Annotated in this window: 20 protein-coding genes and 2 pseudogenes; 13 read left to right on the top strand and 9 right to left on the bottom strand. The window is 59.8% G+C overall.

Annotated features, from left to right (window positions below; all coding sequences use genetic code 11):
* Positions 1 to 81: 81 nt before the first annotated feature.
* The 3 genes from fdhD to K5R88_RS22480 all read left to right on the top strand — a co-directional run bounded on the left by fdhD (position 82) and on the right by K5R88_RS22480 (position 4103).
* A complete protein-coding gene (gene fdhD, locus K5R88_RS22490) occupies positions 82 to 921 on the top strand; it encodes a formate dehydrogenase accessory sulfurtransferase FdhD (RefSeq protein ID WP_207285590.1) in 840 nt (279 codons plus the stop codon).
* Entirely contained in the window at positions 918 to 3266 is a 2349-nt protein-coding gene (locus K5R88_RS22485) for an FdhF/YdeP family oxidoreductase (RefSeq protein ID WP_223416026.1), read from the top strand. Before fdhD ends, K5R88_RS22485 begins: the two co-directional genes overlap by 4 nt.
* 351 nt (positions 3267 to 3617) lie before the next feature.
* Positions 3618 to 4103: a glycine zipper domain-containing protein gene (locus tag K5R88_RS22480; RefSeq protein ID WP_008025043.1), complete on the top strand. Its 486-nt coding sequence runs from the start codon at positions 3618 to 3620 to the stop codon at positions 4101 to 4103.
* Positions 4104 to 4173: 70 nt separating this feature from the next.
* Here the strand turns inward: K5R88_RS22480 and K5R88_RS22475 are convergent, their stop codons facing one another.
* From K5R88_RS22475 to K5R88_RS22460, 4 genes are all read right to left on the bottom strand, one after another.
* A complete protein-coding gene (locus K5R88_RS22475) occupies positions 4174 to 4593 on the bottom strand; it encodes an acyl-CoA thioesterase (RefSeq protein ID WP_008040124.1) in 420 nt (139 codons plus the stop codon).
* Positions 4594 to 4728: 135 nt separating this feature from the next.
* Positions 4729 to 5955 (bottom strand): 3-hydroxyacyl-CoA dehydrogenase, encoded by a 1227-nt coding sequence (locus tag K5R88_RS22470; protein ID WP_226298382.1) that lies wholly within the window; start codon positions 5953 to 5955, stop codon positions 4729 to 4731.
* 223 nt (positions 5956 to 6178) lie between these two features.
* Entirely contained in the window at positions 6179 to 8113 is a 1935-nt protein-coding gene (locus K5R88_RS22465; protein ID WP_226298381.1) for a RecQ family ATP-dependent DNA helicase, read from the bottom strand.
* 286 nt (positions 8114 to 8399) lie between these two features.
* Complete coding sequence (locus tag K5R88_RS22460) at positions 8400 to 8903, bottom strand: polysaccharide deacetylase (RefSeq protein WP_223452811.1); 504 nt, start codon at positions 8901 to 8903, stop codon at positions 8400 to 8402.
* Between the two features lie 297 nt (positions 8904 to 9200).
* Here K5R88_RS22460 and K5R88_RS22455 point away from each other — a divergent pair, with 297 nt between their 5' ends.
* From K5R88_RS22455 to K5R88_RS22435, 5 genes and pseudogenes are all read left to right on the top strand, one after another.
* Positions 9201 to 9476, top strand: coding sequence for a hypothetical protein (locus K5R88_RS22455; protein ID WP_207285585.1), 276 nt, complete (start codon positions 9201 to 9203; stop codon positions 9474 to 9476).
* Between the two features lie 422 nt (positions 9477 to 9898).
* On the top strand, positions 9899 to 10195 hold the full coding sequence (locus K5R88_RS22450; protein ID WP_226298380.1) for a type I-C CRISPR-associated protein Cas8c/Csd1: 297 nt from the start codon (positions 9899 to 9901) through the stop codon (positions 10193 to 10195).
* A gap of 111 nt (positions 10196 to 10306) precedes the next feature.
* A pseudogene (locus K5R88_RS22445) lies at positions 10307 to 10462 on the top strand (YhfG family protein); the annotation flags it as partial.
* Between the two features lie 88 nt (positions 10463 to 10550).
* Complete coding sequence (locus K5R88_RS22440) at positions 10551 to 10916, top strand: DUF1493 family protein (protein WP_226298378.1); 366 nt, start codon at positions 10551 to 10553, stop codon at positions 10914 to 10916.
* A gap of 43 nt (positions 10917 to 10959) precedes the next feature.
* Positions 10960 to 11814: an EamA family transporter gene (locus K5R88_RS22435; RefSeq protein ID WP_226300278.1), complete on the top strand. Its 855-nt coding sequence runs from the start codon at positions 10960 to 10962 to the stop codon at positions 11812 to 11814.
* Between the two features lie 205 nt (positions 11815 to 12019).
* Here the strand turns inward: K5R88_RS22435 and K5R88_RS22430 are convergent, their stop codons facing one another.
* The gene (locus K5R88_RS22430) at positions 12020 to 13561 is read right to left on the bottom strand and encodes a phosphoenolpyruvate carboxykinase (RefSeq protein WP_008025058.1); all 1542 of its coding nucleotides are present in this window, start codon (positions 13559 to 13561) and stop codon (positions 12020 to 12022) included.
* Positions 13562 to 13740: 179 nt separating this feature from the next.
* The gene (gene hslO / locus K5R88_RS22425) at positions 13741 to 14643 is read right to left on the bottom strand and encodes an Hsp33 family molecular chaperone HslO (RefSeq protein ID WP_008025061.1); all 903 of its coding nucleotides are present in this window, start codon (positions 14641 to 14643) and stop codon (positions 13741 to 13743) included.
* 101 nt (positions 14644 to 14744) lie between these two features.
* On the opposite strand from hslO, the pseudogene K5R88_RS22420 reads away from it, so the two are divergent.
* Positions 14745 to 14984, top strand: a pseudogene (locus K5R88_RS22420) (phosphatase PAP2 family protein); the annotation flags it as partial.
* A gap of 160 nt (positions 14985 to 15144) precedes the next feature.
* Here K5R88_RS22420 and K5R88_RS22415 read toward each other — a convergent pair.
* Entirely contained in the window at positions 15145 to 15552 is a 408-nt protein-coding gene (locus K5R88_RS22415) for an RNA-binding S4 domain-containing protein (protein WP_008025063.1), read from the bottom strand.
* 214 nt (positions 15553 to 15766) lie between these two features.
* On the opposite strand from K5R88_RS22415, the gene rimB reads away from it, so the two are divergent.
* Positions 15767 to 16246 (top strand): retropepsin-like aspartic endopeptidase RimB, encoded by a 480-nt coding sequence (gene rimB, locus K5R88_RS22410; protein ID WP_008040149.1) that lies wholly within the window; start codon positions 15767 to 15769, stop codon positions 16244 to 16246.
* On the top strand, positions 16243 to 17148 hold the full coding sequence (gene rimK / locus K5R88_RS22405) for a 30S ribosomal protein S6--L-glutamate ligase (protein ID WP_007949201.1): 906 nt from the start codon (positions 16243 to 16245) through the stop codon (positions 17146 to 17148). The genes rimB and rimK overlap by 4 nt, the downstream gene beginning before the upstream one ends.
* A gap of 142 nt (positions 17149 to 17290) precedes the next feature.
* Here the strand turns inward: rimK and K5R88_RS22400 are convergent, their stop codons facing one another.
* Positions 17291 to 18604, bottom strand: a complete 1314-nt coding sequence (locus K5R88_RS22400; protein ID WP_226298377.1) for an ATP-binding protein — start codon at positions 18602 to 18604, stop codon at positions 17291 to 17293.
* Between the two features lie 103 nt (positions 18605 to 18707).
* Positions 18708 to 19448 carry an osmolarity response regulator transcription factor OmpR gene (gene ompR, locus K5R88_RS22395; RefSeq protein WP_008032260.1) on the bottom strand — a complete coding sequence of 247 codons (741 nt, stop codon included), beginning with the start codon at positions 19446 to 19448 and terminating at the stop codon, positions 18708 to 18710.
* A 360-nt stretch (positions 19449 to 19808) separates the two neighbouring features.
* On the opposite strand from ompR, the gene K5R88_RS22390 reads away from it, so the two are divergent.
* Complete coding sequence (locus K5R88_RS22390; protein WP_223413709.1) at positions 19809 to 22133, top strand: Tex family protein; 2325 nt, start codon at positions 19809 to 19811, stop codon at positions 22131 to 22133.
* A complete protein-coding gene (locus K5R88_RS22385) occupies positions 22133 to 22516 on the top strand; it encodes a PaaI family thioesterase (RefSeq protein WP_008019061.1) in 384 nt (127 codons plus the stop codon). The genes K5R88_RS22390 and K5R88_RS22385 overlap by 1 nt, the downstream gene beginning before the upstream one ends.
* Positions 22517 to 22640: the final 124 nt, after the last annotated feature.

Genomic DNA, 22640 nt, shown 5'->3' with positions numbered 1-22640 from the left:
CGGCAGATCAGTAATAGCGATTAGACGCGACAACTTGTCGCGCATAGGCTTAAAGCTGACTAAACCGTCGGTGATGCCCCCATGAACGCCAAGCGTCCTGTTTGCGCGGCGCCAGCCCTCGAAACGCCCGCGCCCGCCGCCAGCCAAACGTACAGTTACAGCGATTTTCAATACACCGAATCGGCCAGCACCGCGCTCGCCGAGGAAGTTGCGTTGGCGATTGCCTATAACGGTATCAGTCAGGCAGTGATGCTGGTGACGCCGACGGACCTGGAAGACTTCATCGTCGGTTTCAGCCTCGGCAGCGGCATCATCGAAGACGCCTCCGACATTTATGACCTGCAACTGAGCGGTTCAGGGTCGGCGCAGTACGCGCAAGTGACCATCGCCAACCGCGCCTTCTGGAACCTCAAGCAGCAACGTCGGCAACTGGCCGGCACCAGCGGTTGCGGGCTCTGCGGCGTGGAAGCGGTCGAGCAGGCTCTGCCAGACCTCAAAGTGTTGCCCGGTGCGCCATTGCCGCCCGCCGAATGGCTCGACGGGTTGCGCCAGCGTATCGGCGCGTTCCAGCCACTCGGCCAGCATTGCGGTGCGGTGCATGCGGCGGTGTTCATGAACGCCAAGGGTGAATTGCTGCTGGGCCGCGAGGACATTGGCCGGCACAACGCGCTCGACAAGCTGATTGGCGGGCTGATCCGACAAAAGATCCCGACCACTGGAGGCCTGGCGATTGTCACCAGTCGTTGCAGCCTCGAATTGATCCAGAAAGTACTGCGCGCAGGCATCCAGACCCTGGTCAGCCTGTCGTCGCCCACGGGCCTTGCCGTGCAATGGGCCCGTCGTCACAACCTGAACCTTATCCATCTGCCACAGAAGAATGCGCCGCGGGTCTACAGCCCGGCTTTGGAGAATCAAGCGTGAGTCAACACCGTCAAGCCGACCAGAAACCTGTCCCCCGCTATAAGCCCTACAAGGGCCCAGCCGGTGGTTGGGGCGCACTGATCAGCGTCGCCCAGGCCTGGTTGACCAGCGACAACGCGCTGAAAAACCTGCGCATCATGCTCAAGACCAACCAGAACGGCGGCTTCGACTGCCCGGGTTGCGCCTGGGGCGATTCGCCGGAAAAGGGCATGGTGATGTTCTGCGAGAACGGCGCCAAAGCGGTGAACTGGGAAGCGACCAAACGGGCCGTCAACCCGGCATTCTTCGCCAAACACAGCGTCACCTCGCTGCTGGAACAAAGCGATTACTGGCTTGAATATCAGGGGCGCCTGACCGAGCCGATGCGCTACAACGCCGAAACCGATCGCTACCAACCGATCAGCTGGGATGACGCCTTCACCCTGATCGCCAAACATCTGCGCGGTTTGTCGAGCCCGGACCAAGCCGAGTTCTACACCTCGGGACGTGCCAGCAACGAAGCGGCGTTTCTCTATCAGTTGTTCGTGCGCGCCTATGGCACCAATAATTTCCCCGACTGTTCGAACATGTGCCACGAGGCCAGCGGTGTCGCGTTGGCGCAGAGCGTTGGCGTCGGTAAAGGCACCGTGACCTTCGACGACTTCGAACACGCCGACGCGATTTTCGTCTGGGGCCAGAACCCCGGCACCAACCACCCACGGATGCTCGAGCCGCTGCGTGAAGCCGTGAAGCGTGGCGCGCAAGTGGTGTGCATCAATCCGCTCAAAGAACGCGGCCTGGAACGTTTCCAGCACCCGCAACACCCGATCGAAATGCTCACCAACGGCGACAAACCGACCAACACCGCCTATTTCCGTCCGGCCTTGGGCGGCGACATGGCGGTTCTGCGCGGCATGGCGAAATTCCTGCTGCAATGGGAGCGCGACGCGCAGAAAGCCGGTGAGCCTGCCGTGTTCGACCACGACTTCCTCAATGAACACAGTGTCAACGTGCTGGAGTACCTGGGCACTGTCGACGATACGCCGTGGGAGCAAATCGTCGAGCAGTCCGGCCTGACGCTGGTGGAAATCGAGCAAGCGGCGCGCATGTATGCCAAAGGCAAGAACGTGATCATGTGCTGGGCGATGGGTATCACCCAACATCGCCATTCGGTCGCGACCATCCAGGAAATCGCCAACCTGATGCTACTGCGCGGCAACATTGGCCGGCCCGGCGCCGGCCTGTGCCCGGTGCGTGGCCACAGTAACGTGCAGGGCGACCGTACGATGGGCATCAACGAGCGTCCGCCGGTGGCGTTCCTCGACTCCCTGGAACGTCGCTTCCAGTTCAAGGTGCCGCGCGAAAACGGTCATAACGTGGTCGAGGCGATTCATGCCATGGCCGAAGGTCGTGCAAAAGTCTTCATCGCTCTGGGCGGTAACTTCGCCCAGGCCACTCCGGACAGCACGCGTACCTTCCAGGCTCTGAGCAACTGCGACCTGACCGTACAGATCAGCACCAAGCTCAACCGCAGCCATTTGGCTCACGGCAAGGAAGCACTGATCCTGCCGTGCCTGGGCCGCACCGACATCGATATCCAGACCGAAGGCCCGCAAGCGGTGACCGTGGAAGATTCGTTCAGCATGGTCCACGCCTCCAACGGCCAGTTGCAGGCGCTGTCGAACCAGATGCGCTCCGAGCCTGCGATCATCGCCGGTATCGCCGCCGCGACTCTGGGCAGCAAGCCGGTGGACTGGAACTGGCTGGTGGCCGATTACTCGCGCATCCGTGACCTGATTGCCGATACGATTCCGGGCTTCAAGGACTTCAACGAGAAGATCAAGAATCCGGGCGGCTTCTACCTCGGCAACAGTGCCGGTTCCCGTCGCTGGAACACCGCGTCGGGCCGGGCGAATTTCCGTGCGAACGTCCTGCCCAAGGACCTGGTGCACGAGCGCACGCGCTCCACAGGCGTGTTGCCGGACCTGATCATGCAGTCGATGCGTTCCCACGATCAGTACAACACCACCATTTATGGCCTCGACGACCGTTATCGCGGCGTGAAAGGTCAACGTGATGTGTTGTTTGTGAACGAGGCGGATATTATTCGCCTGGGGTTCAAACCGGGACAGAAGGCCGACATCGTTTCGATCTGGGACGATGGTCGTGAGCGTCGGGTGAAAGGCTTCACACTGCTGGCGTTTGATATTCCTGCGGGGCAGGCTGCAGCGTATTACCCGGAAGTGAATCCGCTGGTGCCGCTGGAGAGCACTGGGGATGGCAGCCATACGCCGACGTCGAAGTTTGTGGCGATCCGGTTGGAAGCGGCGAGTGAGATCGGGTTGATTTTGGCGAAGTCTGCTTAACTCGGCAGCAGGTCTGGCCTCTTCGCGGGCAAGCCTCGCTCCTACAGATCAGTAGTGATCTCACGGTCACGGCAAAACCTGTAGGAGCGAGGCTTGCCCGCGAAGGCATCCGACACGACTACACCTGTATCCGCACCACCCGATTACTTTCCAATCGCCCACAAAAAAGGCCGTTTTTTCACAAAAACGGCCATTCCGAAGTAACTAAAGACCGGCGAAAAACACTTAAGTTCCAGCTAAAAAACAGTAACTTATAGAAATGTGCTGAAGTCGTGTTACTCGTCGGATTTCGATTGTCAGCCTTACGACACAGCCTCAGGATCGCGCCGTCATCCCCTTGAGGTTCCTCAAATGAAGTTCTCCTCGATTCTCTTGTTGTCCCTTGGCCTGGTCAGTGGCTTCGCTTCTGCCGGAGGCACCACCGAAGCAGGTGTGGGCGGCGCATTGGGCGGGGTTTTGGGCTCGGTCGTCGGTCAATCGCTAGGCGGCAACACAGGTTCAACCATTGGCGCGGCCCTGGGCGGCGCGGGTGGTAGCGCAGTCGGCGCAGACAAACGCAGCCGTGGCGAAGCGGCCATTGGCGGTGCGTTGGGCGCAGCAGGCGGTAACGTGGTCGGCCGCAGCATGGGCGGCACCACCGGCAGCCTGATCGGCTCCGCAGCAGGCGGCGGCGCCGGTGGCGCGCTGGGTAACTACATGGGCAACAAAAGCGATGATGATGACGATGATCGTCGTTCCTATCGCGGTCATGGTGATCGTCGCTATTACCGGGATGACCATCCGGGTCGCGGCCATGCTTATGGCCACCGCAAGCACAAACATCGCTATCACGACTGAGGCTTGAATCGCCTCGTTTACCGGTAGATCAAAAAAATCGCAGCCCAAGGGCTGCGATTTTTTTTGCCCCTCAAACCACCAATCGCTCCAGCGCACCGCGCAACCCGGCAGGAATCGCCACGGGCTGATTCGACACCCGGTCCACAAACACATGCACGAAACGCCCCGCGGCGCAGGCTTCGTCTTCACCGGCCTTGAACACCGCCAATTCGTATTGCACCGAGCTGTTGCCCAACTTACCCACGCGCAAACCGATCTCGATCCGGTCGGGGAAAGCGATTGAAGCAAAATAATCGCAAGCCGAACTCACCACAAAACCCACGACTTCGCCGTCATGAATATCCAGGCCGCCGACTTCGATCAGGTAGGTGTTCACCGCCGTGTCGAAGAAGCTGTAGTAGGTGACGTTGTTGACGTGACCGTAGGCATCGTTGTCGTGCCAGCGCGTGGTGATGGGCTGGAAGTGCGGGTAGTCGGTGCGTTGGGGCATCAGCGTCGGTTCCTGAAGTTGGATGGCCAGTAGACCGTGTCGCTATCATCGCTGGCAAGCCAGCTCCTACAGGATAGCGAGGACCTTGTAGGAGCTGGCTTGCCAGCGATGGCGCCACCACGGTCAATACACCACTTACCGATCAGCAAACCCCTTGCCCACCACCGCCAACTCCCCAATCAACCGCGCCGGCTGCCAGTGGTCACCCTGTTTGGTTTCCAGCTGCAGTAGCCGCTGATGAATATCCACCAACCCCTGCTGATCCGCCCAGGCCATCGGCCCGCCCTTGTCCGCCGGAAAACCATAACCGTTGAGGTACACCAGATCGATGTCATGCGCCGACGCCGCAATCCCTTCCTGAAGAATCTTCGCGCCCTCGTTGACCAGTGCCAGCAAGCAACGCTCCAGAATCTCCTCAGGCCCGATCTCGCGACGCTGGAAACCCAATCCTTCGCTGACCTTCAGCACCAGCGCATCCACCTGCACATCGTGCTCAGCCTGGCGACTGCCCGCTTCGTAGTGGTAATAGCCGTTGCCACTCTTCTGCCCGAAACGGCCCAGTTCGCACAGACGGTTATCCACTTGAACCTGCGGCGCATCCTGCCCCTTGCCGGCCAGCTCCCGAGCCCGCCATTCGAGGTCGATACCAACCACGTCGTACATGCGGAACGGCCCCATGGCGAAACCGAACCCCTGCAACGCCGCATCCACCTGATAGGGGTAAGCGCCTTCAAGCAGCATCTTGCGTGCTTCCAGCACGTAGGTTTTGAGCATGCGGTTGCCAATGAAACCCTCGCAGTTGCCCGATACCACACTGACCTTGCCCATGCGCTTGCCCAGGTCCAGCGCGGCTTCCAGCACCGCCGGTGAAGTCTGTGCGCCACGAACGATTTCCAGCAGTTTCATGATGTGCGCCGGGCTGAAGAAGTGCAGGCCCAGGACTTGTTTCGGGCGGCGGGTGGCGGCAGCAATGGCGTCGATATCCAGCGCCGACGTGTTGCTGGCCAATATGGCTTCGGGCTTGAGCAGGCCATCCAGCTCGCGGAAGATTCTCTGCTTGAGCTCGAGGTTTTCGTAAACCGCCTCGATCACCAGATCGACCTCGCGGATCGCTGCGTAATCGGCAGCCGCCGTGACCCGTGCAATGCGCGCATCCGTTTCAGCCTGATCAATCCGTCCCTGCCGCACGTTGTGCGCGTAGGTCTCAGCCACGGTGGCCAGTGCCTGCTCAAGCATCTGCGGATTGTTATCGACCCACTGCACCGGCACCCCGGCATTGGCCAGGCACATGACAATGCCACGGCCCATGGTGCCCGCACCGATGACCGCAGCGCGCTGAATGTTGAACGGTGTCTGGCTCATAGTTGTTCTCTTATTGGCGATCCAAAGACAGACCCCACCATAGTCAGCCACCCGGCTTTTTTGAAATTTATTCCTGTGATGGGGGACATTCAGCGGATGGATGCACGTCCGCCAGACACTGACATCCCTGTAGGAGCAAGGCTTGCCCGCGAAGGCGTCCTCAAGGTCACCGCAATGGCTGATGGCCTCATCGCCAGCAAGCCGGCTCCTACACAGGTACGGTTCAGCCTGAGAGGTGTTGCTCGACCCAAGTCCGTACTTCGCCATACGGATACTCTTCCAGCGCCGCAAACCCCGGAATCGACCGAGCCTTGAGCTTGGTGAACAGCGGCACACTGATCCCGCACAGAAACCGTGTCACCCGCTCAGCGGGAGGAACGCTGCCGGTGTGCTGCTCGTGCCTGAGGATAAAACCACCACACAGCGCCTCGAAGTTTTTATCCACAAGCGCCGGCAACTCCGGCGGTGCGGGCAGCCGCGCCACATGCCCGTGACACACCGAACAATGCCCGCACTGCTGCGGCGAGTTTTCGTCACCGAAGTATTCGGCCAGGCGATTACCCAGGCAGTGGTCAGTGGCGAACAGATCGAGCATGGCGTGAATCCGCGCAATCTCGGTGCGTTCGTGCCGGGTGAAACAATCATGCAGTTCGGCACTCAGCGCCTGAATGTCGAACTCCGTTTGCAGCAGGCTGTAGACCTCGGTCATCTGCTTGCTTTCCAGCTCGACCCAACCCTTTTCCTGGAAGTAATCCAACGCCTTGACCACCCGATTGCGCTCGGCTTGATGCTGCTCGTACAGCGCATCGAAATTCACCGTCGCCCAGGTCCGCGCACGGCTGGAGGTCTGGATGATGGCCGCGACGAAATCCCTGCGCTCACCCTCGAAGCGGGCCAGCAAGTCCTCCGGCTCCAGCAAATACTTGAAGCGATATTCAGCGTAATAGGCGTAACGCGGGGCGATGATCCCGCGCAGCTCCAATTGCACCAGCAAGGTCTTGAGCGGCAACTGGCGAATGTTGCTCTGATCGGCCAACGGCCCTAGCAGAAACTCCCAATGCCCCTCGGGCACGGCGGCTTGCAATTCGTCGAGCACATGACGGATGCCTTCCAGCTCCGGCGTGTCGCCGTAGACGAAATTTTCCAGCACGTTGAGGCTGTCGCGGTTGGCCAGTACCAGGCAGTCCGATGGCTGCCCGTCACGCCCGGCGCGACCGATTTCCTGGCTGTAGTTTTCGATGGATTTGGGCAGGTCGAAATGCACCACGTTGCGGATGTCGCTCTTGTCGATGCCCATGCCGAAGGCGATGGTGGCGACGATGCAATTGGACTGGCCGCCCATGAATCGTTTCTGAATGGCTTCGCGTTGTTCGTGGGGTAAACCGGCGTGATAGGCCTCGGCCTGAATACCGTTGCGATTCAAGTGTTCGGCGATGTGTTCAGCGGTTTTCTGCAGCGTGACGTAGACGATGCTTGGCTGGTCCGGACGCTCGCTCATCCATTCGACCAAGCGTCGCCGTTTGTCCTGACCACGCACCGGTTCCACCAACAAGTTGAGGTTCGGCCGGTAGAAACCGGTGGTCACCACGTCTTCCGACGCAATGGCGAATTTCGCCTCCATGTCGGCGATCACTTTCGGGGTCGCGGTGGCGGTCAGCAACAGCGCTTGAGGAATGTTGAACTGACGCTGGTAATCCGGGAGTTTGAGGTAGTCGGGGCGGAAGTTATGGCCCCACTCCGAGATGCAATGCGCCTCGTCCACCACCAGCAGCGAGATGGGCACTTGCTGCAAGAAATTGCGGAAGCGCTCGTTCTTCAGGCGCTCCACGGAAATCATCAGAATCTTCAATTCGCCGGACTTGGCGCGAGCCATCACGTCACCAGCGTCATCGCGGCTTTGAGCCGAATCGATACTGCCTGCCGAAATGCCATGGCGCTGCAGAAACGCCAATTGATCCTGCATCAACGCGAGCAGCGGCGAGACCACCAGCGTCAGGTGCGGCAGCAACACCGCCGACATCTGGTAACACAGGGACTTGCCTGAACCCGTGGGGAAAATCGCCGCCGCCGAGCGCCCGGCCATCACCGCGCTGACCACCGCCTCCTGGCCGGGTCGAAACTGTGGATAACCGAAAACCTGTTCCAGGGTGTTGTGCATAAGCTGTCACTCCGTTGACCGCTGCGAAGCCCAAAGCCTAGCCGGTGATCGCAGCGAGTCGAGAAAAGGTCGGGGGCAAAAACGATACGGGATGATACAGCGGATGGCGCGGGGGGATGGCGGGGGTTGAGGAATATGGCGACCGGTAGATCGCCATCGCTGGCAAGCCAGCTCCTACAGTTGAGCTTCGGCGGACAGCGATTTTATAGGCGCACCTGCCCCTTGTAGGAGCTGGCTTGCCAGCGATGAGGCCTGCAGCCTCACCAAAAAATCATGATTGATCCCGTCAGGGCACCAACACCGCCACCCGCAGCTGCTCATTCAACATCTGCTCATGAAACACCTGGCTCTTGCTCGCCCACACCGCATGGGCCGGGCTGATTTCGCCGGTGAACGCCGCCGCCAACTGACGCAAATCAGCGACGCTTCGTACACGCGGGCAGAACGGTTCGCCGTCGCAGTTCTGACTGGCGTTGCGGTAGGTGGACAGCAACCTATCCCACAACCCGTCACGCACTTGTCGCACAGACTTGAGCTTCACTGCCTGCACGCCCAGACGCTGTTTCAGCCCCTGCTCGTCCAGCGATTCGCTGGCCAGCAACGCCTTGCCGAACATCAACACCTCCGCACGGGACGCGGTGTCCATGTTCGCCTGCGTGGTGAGGGCGTCCGGCCAACCGGTGCGGGCCATGTTGGCCAACATCATCGAACTGCCAGCGTCGGCCGCGCCCGTCAAACGACAAACACCCGCCCACAACAACAAAACCGAGGCCATACGTAGCCACTGCATACCTAATTCCCTTTAAGTGCCTAACCAGGCATTTTCGAAATGCCCTACAGATTCTGGCGCGCACCATACAGAGGTTTACTGCGTCGCGCCTGATAAACACGTAGGAAATTTCACCAGTAGGGGTTTCGATCAAAAAAACCTCGGGAAACGCGTAGGGCTAATGCCCGAAGACCAGTAAATCCCCTACACATTCTGTCGATTGCGGCTGTATTGCCGCAGCCCGCCGTCCCCTTCATAGTTTTCGGCGCGGCTGAAACAGTGTGTCGGCCTGCCCGACTTCCCAAAGGACTGCCCCCGATGCAAGACCGCTACCGCCCCCTCAAAAGCAGCTACAGCGACACCCCGGTCCTGGTCATCGACACCGAGGCCGACCCACACGAAATCCTCGACGCCGCCCGCCAACGCATCCACGCCGCCAGCGACCTGCTCGAAACCCTGTATTGCCTGTGCTTCAAACAGGCAGACGCAAGCGACATCCCCAACATCGTCAACGCCCTCTACCTGCTGACCCAGGACGGCAACGAACTCCTCGAAATCGCCCGCCAACGCCTCCCGAAACTCACTGCCGGCTAATGCCCACCACAATCCCCTGTAGGAGCGAGGCTTGCCCGCGAAGAACGATAACGCGGTGTACCTGACTAAAAACTTCAGCTGGAGATAAGTCCGTAGGCAACGCCCTATCAAAGCTTCATCCTGGTCCTACAACACAAGACACCTTGTCGCCTATCGTCAACCGGCAGCTCATATCTATAGTCGGACCGTCGCTGCCAATTCAGCGACTCAGGTTTGGTCACCTGAATTTGAGAGAAAACTTATGCATGCCCTTGTATGCTGCCGACTTCTTTTGTGTCGGCACGCTTTATGGCGGCTGTGTTTGGGACGCTTCTGCGTACCCGGGTTTTCTCTCCCTGGTTGACCAACCTGAACACAGTCCGCCACCCATCGTTTGGTCACGATAGTGGCGGGTCTTCAGCTACATAAAAGAGAAAATTCAAATGAATACCTGGAACCCGCTCACCGATCGCTACCGCCCACTCCAAACCAACCTCACCGATTCCCTACCCCTGATCATCGACACAGAAGCCAACCCGCAAGACATCCTCGAAGCCGCCCTCCAGCGCATCCGAGCCTCCAGCGAACTGCTCCGAACCCTGCACTGCCAAAGCTTCGAGCAAGGCGATCTAGAAGACATCCCCCACATCACCCACGCGCTCTACCTCCTGACCCAGGACGGCTGCGACCTGCTAAAAGTCGCCCAGCAACGAATGATGGACTGGAAAGCTCCTGTCTGACACCAAGTACCAACAGGCAAGCGGCGCCCTTGTGGGAGCTGGCTTGCCTGCGATGAACACGACGCATAATTCCGGCCCAGAACAGGCCAGCTAGCAGCACGGAAAATCGTAATGAGCGAATTAACCTTCAAACAAAAACAAGCACACTACGAAAAAGTCCGACGCTCAAACTACTTGGCGAGCCTACGTCTCGCAGGATTCGACACGTCACCAGCAGATCTCGACCAACCGCTTCCGACACGAGAAGAAGCACTCGCCAAATATCGGGAAGACAATCCGTCACAATCTGCTCATGCCCTTCCCACCAAACCTGACGACCAATAAGATCCGCCCAAGCCCAACCGGACGCCCCCGAATGAACCTCGCCTCCAACTTCCCCGACGACCAAACCATGCACCTGCTCATGCACCTGCTCATGCAGCTGCTGCACGAGGAACTCGGCCTGCCCGAACGCAAAACCATCAGCCTCACCACCTCGATCAACTTCGACCTGGGCTGCGACGGTGCCGATGCTCAAAACCTGATGGAAGCACTGGAAGAACAGTTCGCCATCGACCTCATCGATTACGACGCCTATCGCTACTTCCAACCCGAAGGCTACGATGTCTTCCTCAAACGCAGGGCCAAGGGGCGTGGCGACAAAGTCCCGCTTACCATCGGCATGCTCTACCAGGCCATCAAGGCCAGACGCTGGGACACTCAGACGCTGGAAGGCTTCTAACGTCCGCAGCACACACCTATAAGGACATAGCGTGGACGTACTGATGGGTTTACTCGCCGCCTTACTGTGGGGCGGCACGGATTTTCTGGTGGGTTTGAATGCCCGCGCAGTGGGCGTAAAACGCGCCGTGTATTTCGGTCAGGCGCTGGGTTTCAGCATCATGAGCCTGCTGTTGGTCGCCTTCCCCGCGTTCATCCTTAAGTCGATATCGGCGTCACTCACTGTCTGGCTGTTCGGCATTGTCGCCGCGGTGCTGACGGTGTCTGGTGCCCTCGCGTTGTCCAAAGCCTTTGCCCTCGGCAAAGCGTCCATCGTTGCGCCGCTGGTAACTTCTTATGGCGTTGTGACGACGTTGCTGTCCTGGGCCGGAGGTGAGCAGATCAGCCTGATTCAGCTGCTTTGCATTGCTCTGTGCGTGATCGGGGTGATTCTCTCCAGCATTCATTCCGACTCGAAAATCCCACACACCACTCAAGCCAGCAGCTCGATCGCCTACGCACTGTTGGCCGCCCTTTTCTATGGCACCAGTTTCTGGCTGCAAGGCCACTTTGTGCTTCCGGTCCTTGGTCCGGTGACGATGCTTTGGCTCGCTTATCTGGTTGGTCTGATCGTGCTGGTGGTTATCGTCCTGAGGATCGAGGACGGACTGAAAATTCCACCGTTGAAAAACTGCATGACGCTGACCGGCGCTAGCTTGATGAACCTGGGTGGGTTTTCTTCTTTCGCCTGGGGCGCGGTGGCAGGATCGGTTTCGGTGGTCACGGTGATCAGCACACTGTCCGGAGGAATCGCGGCGATTCTGGGGTACGTATTTTTCAAGGAAAGGCTGGCAAAGTTACAGGTGCTTGGCGTGGTTCTGGTGTTGGTGGGCGCGCTCGTTTTGCACCTGAAAACCTGAGCCGCCCCCACAAAAAAGGCACCTTACGGAATCCAATACCTGTAGGAGCCAGCTTGCTGGCGATGGTGGTTAACGATAACGCGTGCTGTCTGGATAAACGCGGCGCACTTGAGTTTATCGCCAGCAAGCTGGCTCCTACAGGTAATGCGTTACCCACAAAAAAGCCGCCCCAAAGGGCGGCTTTTTCATTACATCAAACCAACTCTTACAACTTCGGCCCAGCAGCCTTGATCGCGTCGCTCACTTCGAACTTCTTGAAGTTCTCAACGAACAACCCGGCCAGTGCTTTAGCCGCTTCATCGTAAGCAGCCTTGTCAGCCCAGGTGTTACGTGGGTTCAACAGGCCAGTTTCAACGCCCGGTACGGCCAGTGGCACGTCGAGGTTGATGGTGTCGAGGTGTTCGGTTTCAGCACCGATCAACGCGCCGCTCTGGATCGCTGCGATCACGCCGCGAGTGGTCGGGATGTTGAAGCGTTTGCCGACGCCGTAGCCGCCGCCGGTCCAGCCGGTGTTGACCAGGTAGACCTTGGAGCCGAAGCCGCGGATGCGTTTGATCAGCAGTTCTGCGTATTCGCCGGCCGGACGCGGGAAGAACGGTGCGCCGAAGCAGGTGGAGAAGGTTGACTTGATGCCGCTGCCGGAACCCATTTCGGTCGAGCCCACCAGTGCGGTGTAGCCGGACAGGAAGTGGTAGGCCGCTTGTTCTTCGCTGAGGATCGACACTGGTGGCAGTACGCCGGTCAGGTCGCAGGTCAGGAAGATCACAGCGTTTGGCTCGCCACCGAGGTTTTTCTCGGAACGCTTGGCAACGTGCTCCAGCGGGTACGCGGCGCGGCTGTTCTGGGTCAGGCTGACATCGGCGTAGTCGGCGTGCTTGGCGTCGTCGATCACGACGTTTTCCAGGACTGCGCCGTGCTTGATGGCTTTCCAGATGACCGGCTCGTTCTTCTCGGACAGGTCGATGCACTTGGCATAGCAACCGCCTTCGATGTTGAAGACAACGCCTTCGCCCCAGCCGTGTTCGTCGTCACCGATCAGGTAACGGCTTTCGTCAGCCGACAGGGTGGTTTTACCGGTGCCGGACAGGCCGAAGAACAGGGTCACGTCGCCCGCTTCGCCGATGTTGGCGGCGCAGTGCATCGGCAGTACGTCAGCGGCCGGCAGCAGGAAGTTCTGCACCGAGAACATGGCTTTCTTCATTTCACCGGCGTAACGCATGCCGGCGATCAGCACTTTCTTCTGTGCGAAGTTGATGATCACGCAACCGTCGGAGTTGGTGCCGTCACGCTCTGGCACGCACTCGAAGTTGGCAACGTTGAGCACTTGCCACTCAGCACGACCCGCCGGGTTGTACTGGGCCGGGTTGATGAACAGGCAACGACCGAACAGGTTCTGCCAGGCAGTCTGGGTGGTCATCTTCACGGCCAGGTAGTGATCTTCGGCCGCGCCTACATGCACGTGGGAAACGAAATGATCTTGCGCGTTGTTGAAGGCCTCGACGCGAGCCCACAGGGCATCGAACTTGTCGGCCGGGAACTTGCGGTTGATCGGGCCCCAGGCGATAGCGGCCTGGGTGGTCGGCTCTTCAACGATGAAACGATCGACTGGCGAGCGACCGGTACGGTGACCGGTGCGAACAACCAGCGCGCCGGTATCGGCAAGCTCGCCTTCACCGCGATTCAGGGCTTCTTTAACCAGATCATCAACACTCAGATCGGTGTACACGGCGTTATTGGCTTGCGTCATGAGGTTCCCCGTCGGCCAGTGGCCGAGTGCTCCAAACGTTTTGTAGTAGAAAGTCGTGCACTACTACCGCGAAAAAAGTGGGCCGGATTATGCCAGAAACGCCCAAAAAAAGTAGGGCCCTCCCGTCGTAACGGCGTTATTCCGGCACTTTCCAGTGAATTTACCTGCGCTGAACCGTTTTAGTGACGGGTATCTGACGGCGTGTCGACGCCCGCACCGGCGAATAATTGAACAATATCGGCGGCGTCGAACAGGTAACGTTCATTGCAGAACTGACAGTCGACCTCGATGTTGCCACCGTGTTCGACGACCAGGCTCTGCGCATCTTCCAGACCCAAACTGACCAGAGCATTGGCAGAACGTTCGCGCGAGCAGCTGCAACGGAAGCGCAATTTCTGCACATCGAACAGCCGGACCTGCTCTTCGTGGTAGAGACGATGGAGCACGGTTTCGTTGTCCAGACCGAGCAATTCATCGGCGGTCAGGGTACTGCCCAACGCGGTGATGTGCTGCCAGCTGGCGGCGCGTTCTTCTTCGTCTTTCAGGCGGTCGGCGGGCAGTTGCTGCAGCAACAGGCCGCGGGCGCGACGGCCATCGGCGTACAGCCAGAAACGCGTGCCCACCTGTTGCGACATCACGAAGTAGTTAGTGAAGCACTCCGACAGGGTTTCGCCATCCAGGTCCACGATACCCTGATAACGCTGGCCCACGGTCGGGTCGACGGTCAGCGCCAATACGCCGTTGGGCATCAGGTCGGCGAGGGTGGCGTCGGGGGCGATCTGGTCGGCCTCGTAACGGGCCAGACCACGGATATCACGTTCGCTGGAGCATTCGATCATCAGCAACGGGATCGGGCCGTCGGACCGCGCCTGAAGAATCAGCAGACCATCAAACTTCAAGGTGCCGACCAGCAACGATGCCGCGGCCATCAGTTCGCCAAGCAGTTGCGCGACCGGCTCCGGATACGGGTGTTTGGCAAGGACCTCGGCGTAGCTGCGCTCCAACGAAACCAGCTCGCCGCGGGTGTCGCTGTCATCGAAGATGAAGCGTTGGGTGTAGTCGGTATCCGGTAGATCGGTCATAGGTCTGGGTATCTGAAGTAAATGATAAAAGGTTACAAACGAAAAATTGCGCCTCTGCAGCACCGTTTTGGTGCGCACTGTTCAGCCATGGGAGGCATTTTATGAACAATCCGGTTTTGTTCCAAGCAAGGTGGGACGTCGCCGGTGGCGCTGTGCAATTTTGTGCCGCTGGTGCTGCTGGCCTTCTGGTTATGGCCTACAGGTCAGAGGCTGTGTGTGATTTTCGACGAGTGGCTTTCCATCCACTCGATTCGCCGCTGGCGATTCACCCGATATGGCTGCGCATTCGGGTAATTGCAAGTCTTCGACCGTTCGATGCGGTGGTCTGGGGGATACTGCTGGTCGGATAAGTGTGGTGCGTAGTGCCTGAATCCGGGGATGGCTGGCGAGTGCTGCGCACTCGATCGCGAGCAGGCTCGCTCCCACATTGAAATGCGTATCCCTTGTGGGGGCGGGCTTGCCCGCGAAGGCGTCAGCCCAGACAACGCAGAAGCAACAGCCTCACTCGTCGTTGCTGCTCCCACGAAATTTAAACAGATCCCGCCGCTGCTTCTTGCTTGGTTTGCCGTCGGTGCTCACGCCCAGCGAGCCCGCCTTGCGCATCGCCGCAGCCGCTTCGCGCTTGGCGATGCTGGCCTCGGTTTCGGCGTACAAGGTCTGAGCTTCCGGCGCACCACGGCGCACGATCGATAACGCCTGGACCACCACCGTACGCTCCTCGAACCCTGCGCGAATCTGAAACTCGTCGCCGATCCGCGGCTCTTTGCCCGGCTTGCAACGCTCACCCCGGCAATGCACCTTGCCACTTTCAATCGCCGCTTTCGCCAAGGCACGTGTTTTATAAAAACGCGCGGCCCACAACCACTTATCGAGACGGACCTTGTCGTCCTCTTCGCTTTTTTGTGCCATGGAATTTCCTCATTCTGAAATATTGGTGAACTGTACTACCGTTTCTGTCGTGCCAGGATTTCCACCGACCCGTACTACAATGCGCACGCCACACCTCGCTTGCAGGGGTGGAATTCCGGGCTGTAGATATCTGTCGCCTTTTAACCATTATTCTGCGTGAATACCGCGAATCCGGCCGCGTGCGGCCCCAGCGGTATCCACCGGTTGAGTACCTTTGAAGACATTTGACCATTTGACCGTTGTCGGTCTGCGCGAGTGGGTGGCGCTCCCGGGTTTGGGAGTTGCGGGCCTGCGGGCAAAAATCGACACCGGTGCCAGCACCTCCAGCCTGCATGCCACTGACATCGAGCCGTTCGAGCGCGACGGCGAACAGTGGGTGCGCTTCACCGCGCACCTGGGCACGGTAGTGCAGTTGCGACACCGACGCTGTGAAGCACCGCTGGTGACGATGAAATCCATCAAGAGCTCCAACGGCCAGGCGCAGAAGCGTTACGTGGTCAGCACCACCCTGGCCCTCGGTGATCGGGTCTGGCCCGTCGAGTTCACCCTCGCCTGCCGCAAGTCCATGCGTTATCGCCTGCTTCTCGGTTCCAAAGCCCTGATCGACGGCCAACTGGTGGTCAATCCGGGCATTAAGTATGTACAAGACAAGCCGGTGTTCCCGGTATCTACCTCCTCCACAGGTGTTGCATGAAGATCGCTGTGCTGTCGCGGAACCCGCGTCTGTATTCCACTCGTCGTCTGGTCGAAGCCGGTACCGAGCGTGGCCATGAAATGGTGGTGATCGACACCCTGCGCGCCTACATGAACATTGCCAGCCACAAACCGCAGATCCACTACCGCGGCAAGCCGCTGGAAGGTTTCGACGCGGTGATCCCCCGGATCGGTGCGTCGGTAACGTTCTATGGCTGCGCGGTACTGCGTCAATTTGAAATGATGGGGGTGTTCCCGCTTAACGAATCGGTGGCCATTGCCCGCTCGCGAGACAAACTGCGTTCGCTGCAATTGCTCTCGCGCCGTGGGATCGGTTTGCCGGTCACCGGGTTTGCCCACTCTCCGGATGACATTCCCGACCTGATCGACATGGTCAACGGCGCGCCGCTGGTGATCAAGGTGCTGGAAGGCACCCAGGGCATCGGCGTGGTGCTGTGCGAAACCGCAACGGCGGCGGAATCAGTGATCGAGGCGTTCATGGGCCTCAAGCAGAACATCATGGTTCAGGAATACATCAAGGAAGCCGGCGGTGCGGACATCCGCTGCTTCGTGGTCGGTGACAAGGTGATTGCGGCGATGAAGCGTCAGGCCAAGCCTGGGGAGTTTCGTTCCAACCTGCATCGCGGTGGCAGCGCCAGCCTGATCAAGATCACGCCGGAAGAACGCATGACTGCATTACGCGCTGCGAAGGTGATGGGACTGGCGGTGGCGGGTGTGGATATTCTGCGTTCGAATCACGGGCCGTTGGTGATGGAAGTGAATTCGTCGCCGGGACTGGAAGGGATTGAAACCACCACTGGGAAGAATGTGGCGGGGATCATCATTGAGCATCTTGAGAAGAATGGTGGGCCGAATATGACTCGGACCAAGGGTAAGGGCTGATCCTGAATATATGGCGGCAGTGATGCCGCCTTCGCGGGCAAGCCTCGCTCCTACATGGATTTGTGATCACTGTAGGAGCGAGCGGTGCGACGATTCGACTTGCCCGCGAAAGGGCCATCAGCCCCACTGAAGATCTCAGTTGTTAAACCGCATCCCGAGGCAGCATCAACCCCAACGGCAACCGCACCCGCGCTTCCAGCCCGCCACCAGTACGATTGCGCAGCTCAACATTCCCACCATGCATCGAAGCAATCCGCTTCACGATCGCCAACCCCAACCCGGTTCCTTTGCCACCGCGAGCACGATCCCCACGGGTAAACGGGTTGAAGATCGCCTCCAGCTCCGACGGATCAATCCCCGCCCCACGGTCCATGACGCTCAGCACCACATACGGGGCGCTGACATCCCCGGACACATAAGCCGCCACTTCAACACCGCTGCCAGCGTGATGCAGCGCATTGCCGATCAGGTTGTTCAGCAACCGTTTCATGGACACGCGACGCAGCGGAAACGGCTGAATCGGCTCCAGACGCAAGCGTACTCTCTCTTCATTCTGGTTAAACGGCGCGGCGACCTCGCGAACCAGATCGCTCAAGTCCACCTCTTCCACCGATTCATCACGGCCATCGCGGATGAACGCGAGGAACTGGTCGAGAATCGCGTCCATGTCCTCGATGTCGCGGACCATGTCGTCCGTCAGGTCGCTGTGGTCGCCCATCAATTCCAGTGACAAGCGCAAACGAGTCAGCGGTGTTCGCAGGTCATGGGACACCCCGGCCAGCATCAGCTCACGCTCGCGGCCAGCCTGTTCGACGTCTTCGGCCATCTGGTTGAACGCGCGATACACCTCGGTCATCTCGCTCGGCGTGTCGCTGATCGGCAGGCGCACGCTGCGGCCCTGGCCAAGTTGGCGGGCGGCATAGACCAGGCGCTTCAACGGTTGATTGAGCTGACTGACGAAGATCCACGCCGAGGCGGTGGACAGCAAACCAATGGCAAGGAACCAGCCGAGCACGTTCCAGATTTTCTGGCCACGCAAAGGATGCGGATACAGCGGCACTTTCAGCCAGCCATCGCCCAGGCTCGGCGCCCGGACCCACAGCGCTGGCGGCGAGTGCATGCGTAATCGCACCTCGGTGTCGGCACCGAGTTCGGCCTGCATCTGCCGCTGATAGATCTCGCTGTAAGGCCAGTGTTGCTCGCCTTCCGGCACGCCGGTGCCCACCACCCGGATCAGGGTCGCGGCTTCGGCAATCTTGTCGCGGTTGTTTTCATCGGCCGCCCAATAGGCGCGCAGCGTCAGGGCGACGCCGTGGCTGTATTGACGATCCACCAGCACGTCTTCGTTCATCAACAGATAAACCAGGGTCAGCGCCTTGGAAAACAGGACGACAATCAGCACCAGCCACAGGGTGCGGGAGAAGAAACTCTGGGGGAACCAAACCGGGGTTTTCATGAATAACCGCTAAACACTTGCAGGAGCGAGCGATGCTCGCATATTGCGGATCGCGAGTCTGCGGACAACAACATCCGCACGACCCGCTCCTACAAATCGCCGATCATTTGGTGGCGGCGCCATCCGGAACGAACACGTAGCCCACGCCCCAGACAGTCTGGATGTAACGCGGCTTGGACGGATCAGGCTCGATCATCCGGCGCAGACGGGAAATCTGCACGTCGATGGAACGCTCCAGGGCATCCCACTCGCGGCCACGGGCCAGGTTCATCAGCTTGTCGCGAGTCAGTGGCTGACGCGCGTTCATGACCAATGCCTTGAGCACCGCAAACTCACCGGTGGTGAGCATGTGCACTTCGTCACCGCGTTTCAGTTCGCGAGTGGCCAGGGACAGTTCGTAGTCACCGAAGGTCACGCTTTCGTCTTCGCTGCCCGGCGCACCCGGCACCGGCGCCGACTGACGACGCAGGACCGCTTTGACGCGAGCCATCAGCTCGTCCGGGTTGAACGGCTTGGCCAGGTAATCGTCGGCGCCCAGTTCCAGGCCCTTGATGCGGCTCAGCTCGTCGCCCTTGGCGGTGAGCATGATGATCGGAATCTGATTGTTCGCGCCGCGCAGGCGGCGGCAGGCGGTCAGACCGTCTTCGCCGGGCAGCATCAGGTCGAGGACGACCAGGTTGAACACTTCACGCGCCAGCAGGCGGTCCATTTGTTCGGTGTTCGGTACGGCGCGGGCGCGGTAGCCCTTGCTGACGAAAAAGCGTTCCAGCAGGCTGCTGAGCCCCGGATCGTCGTCAACGATAAGAATTTTTTCGCCTTCAGCAATGTTTGCAGTGCTGCTCATTGGATGCTCCTTTGATCTCGGCGCGCATTATGGCGTAGCTGCCGTTATACGCACCGTGTGCATTGTTAGCAGATTTTTCCTTCACCGCCAGAAATCCGGGCATTGTGCCTACAGCCTGTGATGCCCCCGAATGACAGAACGCTGGTTATAATGCGCGGCCTTTTGTGTCAGGCAACGTCTGATCGTTACCGTCGCGGCGGCTTTTTATTTTCATCGCCACGGCAGTAATTGTTCGATTTCACGGGTCAACGGGATGCCTGTTGATCCAGGTAGCGGCGCAGGCCAGGCCGCTCAACCAGACTCGCCGAGCCTTTATCCCCGCGCCCGCGAGCCTGCTTTCACAATTTGTCAGGTGGTTTTATGGACAGCATCAACAGCCGCATCGCCGAGGAACTCGGCGTACGCCCACAACAGGTCGAAGCGGCCGTCGCGCTACTCGATGAAGGCTCTACCGTTCCCTTCATCGCCCGTTACCGGAAAGAAGTGACCGGCAGCCTCGATGACATCCAGTTGCGTCATCTGGAAGAGCGTCTGCGCTACCTGCGAGAACTCGACGAACGGCGCATCAGCATCCTCGCCAGCATCGAAGAGCAAGGCAAGCTGACCCCGCAACTCGAACGCGACATCAAACTCGCCGACACCAAGACCCGCCTCGAAGACTTGTACCTGCCGTACAAGCAAAAGCGCCGCACCAAGGGCCAGATCGCCCTGGAAGCCGGCCTCGGCGAGCTGGCCGACGGCCTGTTCAACGATCCCTCGCTGGCCCCGGACACCGAAGCCGCACGCTTCATCAACGCCGAAAAAGGCGTGGCCGATGTGAAGGCGGCCCTCGAAGGCGCCAAGTACATCCTCATGGAGCGCTTCGCCGAAGACGCCGGCCTGCTGGACAAACTGCGCAACTACTTGAAGCAAGAAGCCACTCTCAGTGCCCGCGTGATCGCCGGCAAGGAAGAGGAAGGCGCCAAGTTCCGCGACTATTTCGAACACGACGAACCGCTGAAAAGCATGCCGTCGCACCGCGCGCTGGCGATTTTCCGTGGCCGCAACGAAGGCATTCTCAGCTCCGCGCTGAAAGTCGGCGACGAACTGCCGGGCACCATGCACCCGTGCGAAGGCATGATCGGTCAGCAGTTCGGCATCCAGAACCAGAACCGCGCCGCCGACAAATGGCTGGGCGAAGTGGTGCGCTGGACCTGGAAGGTCAAGCTCTACACCCACCTCGAAACCGATCTGCTGGGCGAGCTGCGCGATGGCGCGGAAACCGAAGCGATCAACGTGTTCGCGCACAACCTGCATGACCTGCTGCTGTCGGCTCCGGCCGGCCCGCGTGCCACCCTGGGCCTCGACCCGGGCCTGCGCACCGGTTGCAAGGTCGCCGTGGTCGACGCCACCGGCAAGCTGCTGGATCACGCCACGGTTTACCCGCACGTGCCGCACAACAAGTGGGACCAGACCCTGGCGATTCTCGCCGCCCTGTGCGCCAAGCACTCGGTGGACCTGATCGCCATCGGCAACGGCACCGCCAGCCGCGAAACCGACAAGCTGGCTGCTGAGCTGATCAAAAAATACCCAGCCATGAAGATGACCAAAGTCATGGTCTCCGAGGCCGGTGCATCGGTTTACTCGGCGTCGGAACTGGCTTCGAAGGAATTCCCGGACCTCGACGTATCGATCCGTGGCGCGGTGTCCATCGCCCGTCGCTTGCAGGATCCGCTGGCCGAACTGGTTAAAATCGATCCGAAATCCATCGGTGTCGGCCAGTACCAGCACGACGTGTCGCAGCTGAAACTGGCGCGCGGCCTGGACGCTGTGGTCGAGGACTGCGTGAACGCCGTCGGCGTGGACGTGAACACTGCGTCCGTGGCGCTGCTGGCCCGTATCTCCGGCCTCAACGCGACCCTGGCGCAGAACATCGTCAGCCACCGTGACGAGCACGGCGCGTTCAAAACCCGCGCAGCGTTGAAGAAAGTCGCGCGTCTAGGCGAAAAAACCTTCGAACAGGCGGCCGGTTTCCTACGCGTGATGAACGGCGACAACCCGCTGGATTCGTCTGCGGTTCACCCGGAAGCCTATCCGCTGGTGCAACGCATCGCCGCTGAAACCGACCGTGACATTCGCTCGCTGATCGGCGACGCGAGCTTCCTCAAGCGTCTTGATCCGAAGAAGTACACCGACGAAACCTTCGGTCTGCCGACGGTCACCGACATCCTGCAAGAGCTGGAAAAACCTGGCCGCGACCCGCGTCCGGAGTTCAAGACCGCCGAGTTCCAGGAAGGCGTCGAAGACCTCAAGGACCTGCAACTGGGCATGATCCTCGAAGGCGTCGTGACCAACGTGACCAACTTCGGTGCGTTCGTCGATATCGGCGTGCATCAGGACGGTTTGGTGCACATCTCTGCGCTTTCGGAGAAGTTCATCAAGGACCCGCGTGAAGCGGTGAAGGCCGGTGACGTAGTGAAAGTGAAGGTCATGGAAGTCGATATCCCGCGCAAACGCGTCGGCCTGTCGATGCGCATGAGCGACACCCCGGGCGAGAAAATCGACGGTGCCCGTGGTGCGCGTCCGGGGTCGGCACCGCGCCAGTCCCAAAACACTGCACCGCGCAAGGAAACCACGGCGGCGGCCCCGTCCAACAACGCCATGGCTTCGCTGTTCGCCAACGCCAAGCAGTTGAAGAAACGCTGATGGAAATCCCGGCCGGGCTGACCGAAAGCGCGTTTTTCAAGCTGCTGGGCTGTCGCTTGCACAGCCTGGAAACCGGGGTGGCGCAAGTCGCCCTGGCGCTTGAACCCGAACTGCGCAATCGCGGCGGCAAGCTGCACGGCGGGGCCTTGTTCAGCCTGGTGGACATTGCCATGGGGCTGGCCTGTTCCAGCACCCACGGCTTTGACCAGCAGAGCGCGACCATCGAGTGCAAGATCAACTACATCCGCGCCGTTTCCGACGGTGAGGTGATGTGCACGGCGCGGGTGATCCACCCGGGCCGCCGCACTCTGGTGGTCGAAGCCGACGTGATGCAGGGCGACAAACTCGTCGCAAAAGCACAAGGCACGTTCGCTGTCCTGTAGCTAGCCGTCATCGATTTGAGGTAATTTCGGCGCTATGAAAGCGGCGCCGGGATTTTCTGTGGGAGCGGGCTTGCTCGCGAAAGCGGTGTGTCAGGCAACTCAAATGCTGACTGACACATCCTCT

The sequence above is a fragment of the Pseudomonas sp. MM213 genome, from assembly GCF_020423045.1.
In the GTDB taxonomy this organism is placed as follows: Bacteria; Pseudomonadota; Gammaproteobacteria; order Pseudomonadales; family Pseudomonadaceae; genus Aquipseudomonas; species Aquipseudomonas migulae.
This window is presented reverse-complemented; position numbering and strand designations above follow the sequence as displayed.

Bases quoted from the DNA above. Each gene is read 5' to 3' on its own strand.
- fdhD (WP_207285590.1), top strand. From the start codon at position 82: ATGAACGCCAAGCGTCCTGTTTGCGCGGCGCCAGCCCTCGAAACGCCC.
- K5R88_RS22480 (WP_008025043.1), top strand. From the start codon at position 3,618: ATGAAGTTCTCCTCGATTCTCTTGTTGTCCCTTGGCCTGGTCAGTGGC.
- K5R88_RS22475 (WP_008040124.1), bottom strand. From the start codon at position 4,593: ATGCCCCAACGCACCGACTACCCGCACTTCCAGCCCATCACCACGCGC.
- K5R88_RS22470 (WP_226298382.1), bottom strand. From the start codon at position 5,955: ATGAGCCAGACACCGTTCAACATTCAGCGCGCTGCGGTCATCGGTGCG.
- K5R88_RS22465 (WP_226298381.1), bottom strand. From the start codon at position 8,113: ATGCACAACACCCTGGAACAGGTTTTCGGTTATCCACAGTTTCGACCC.
- K5R88_RS22460 (WP_223452811.1), bottom strand. From the start codon at position 8,903: ATGCAGTGGCTACGTATGGCCTCGGTTTTGTTGTTGTGGGCGGGTGTT.
- K5R88_RS22455 (WP_207285585.1), top strand. From the start codon at position 9,201: ATGCAAGACCGCTACCGCCCCCTCAAAAGCAGCTACAGCGACACCCCG.
- K5R88_RS22450 (WP_226298380.1), top strand. From the start codon at position 9,899: ATGAATACCTGGAACCCGCTCACCGATCGCTACCGCCCACTCCAAACC.
- K5R88_RS22440 (WP_226298378.1), top strand. From the start codon at position 10,551: ATGAACCTCGCCTCCAACTTCCCCGACGACCAAACCATGCACCTGCTC.
- K5R88_RS22435 (WP_226300278.1), top strand. From the start codon at position 10,960: ATGGGTTTACTCGCCGCCTTACTGTGGGGCGGCACGGATTTTCTGGTG.
- K5R88_RS22430 (WP_008025058.1), bottom strand. From the start codon at position 13,561: ATGACGCAAGCCAATAACGCCGTGTACACCGATCTGAGTGTTGATGAT.
- hslO (WP_008025061.1), bottom strand. From the start codon at position 14,643: ATGACCGATCTACCGGATACCGACTACACCCAACGCTTCATCTTCGAT.
- K5R88_RS22415 (WP_008025063.1), bottom strand. From the start codon at position 15,552: ATGGCACAAAAAAGCGAAGAGGACGACAAGGTCCGTCTCGATAAGTGG.
- rimK (WP_007949201.1), top strand. From the start codon at position 16,243: ATGAAGATCGCTGTGCTGTCGCGGAACCCGCGTCTGTATTCCACTCGT.
- K5R88_RS22400 (WP_226298377.1), bottom strand. From the start codon at position 18,604: ATGAAAACCCCGGTTTGGTTCCCCCAGAGTTTCTTCTCCCGCACCCTG.
- ompR (WP_008032260.1), bottom strand. From the start codon at position 19,448: ATGAGCAGCACTGCAAACATTGCTGAAGGCGAAAAAATTCTTATCGTT.
- K5R88_RS22390 (WP_223413709.1), top strand. From the start codon at position 19,809: ATGGACAGCATCAACAGCCGCATCGCCGAGGAACTCGGCGTACGCCCA.
- K5R88_RS22385 (WP_008019061.1), top strand. From the start codon at position 22,133: ATGGAAATCCCGGCCGGGCTGACCGAAAGCGCGTTTTTCAAGCTGCTG.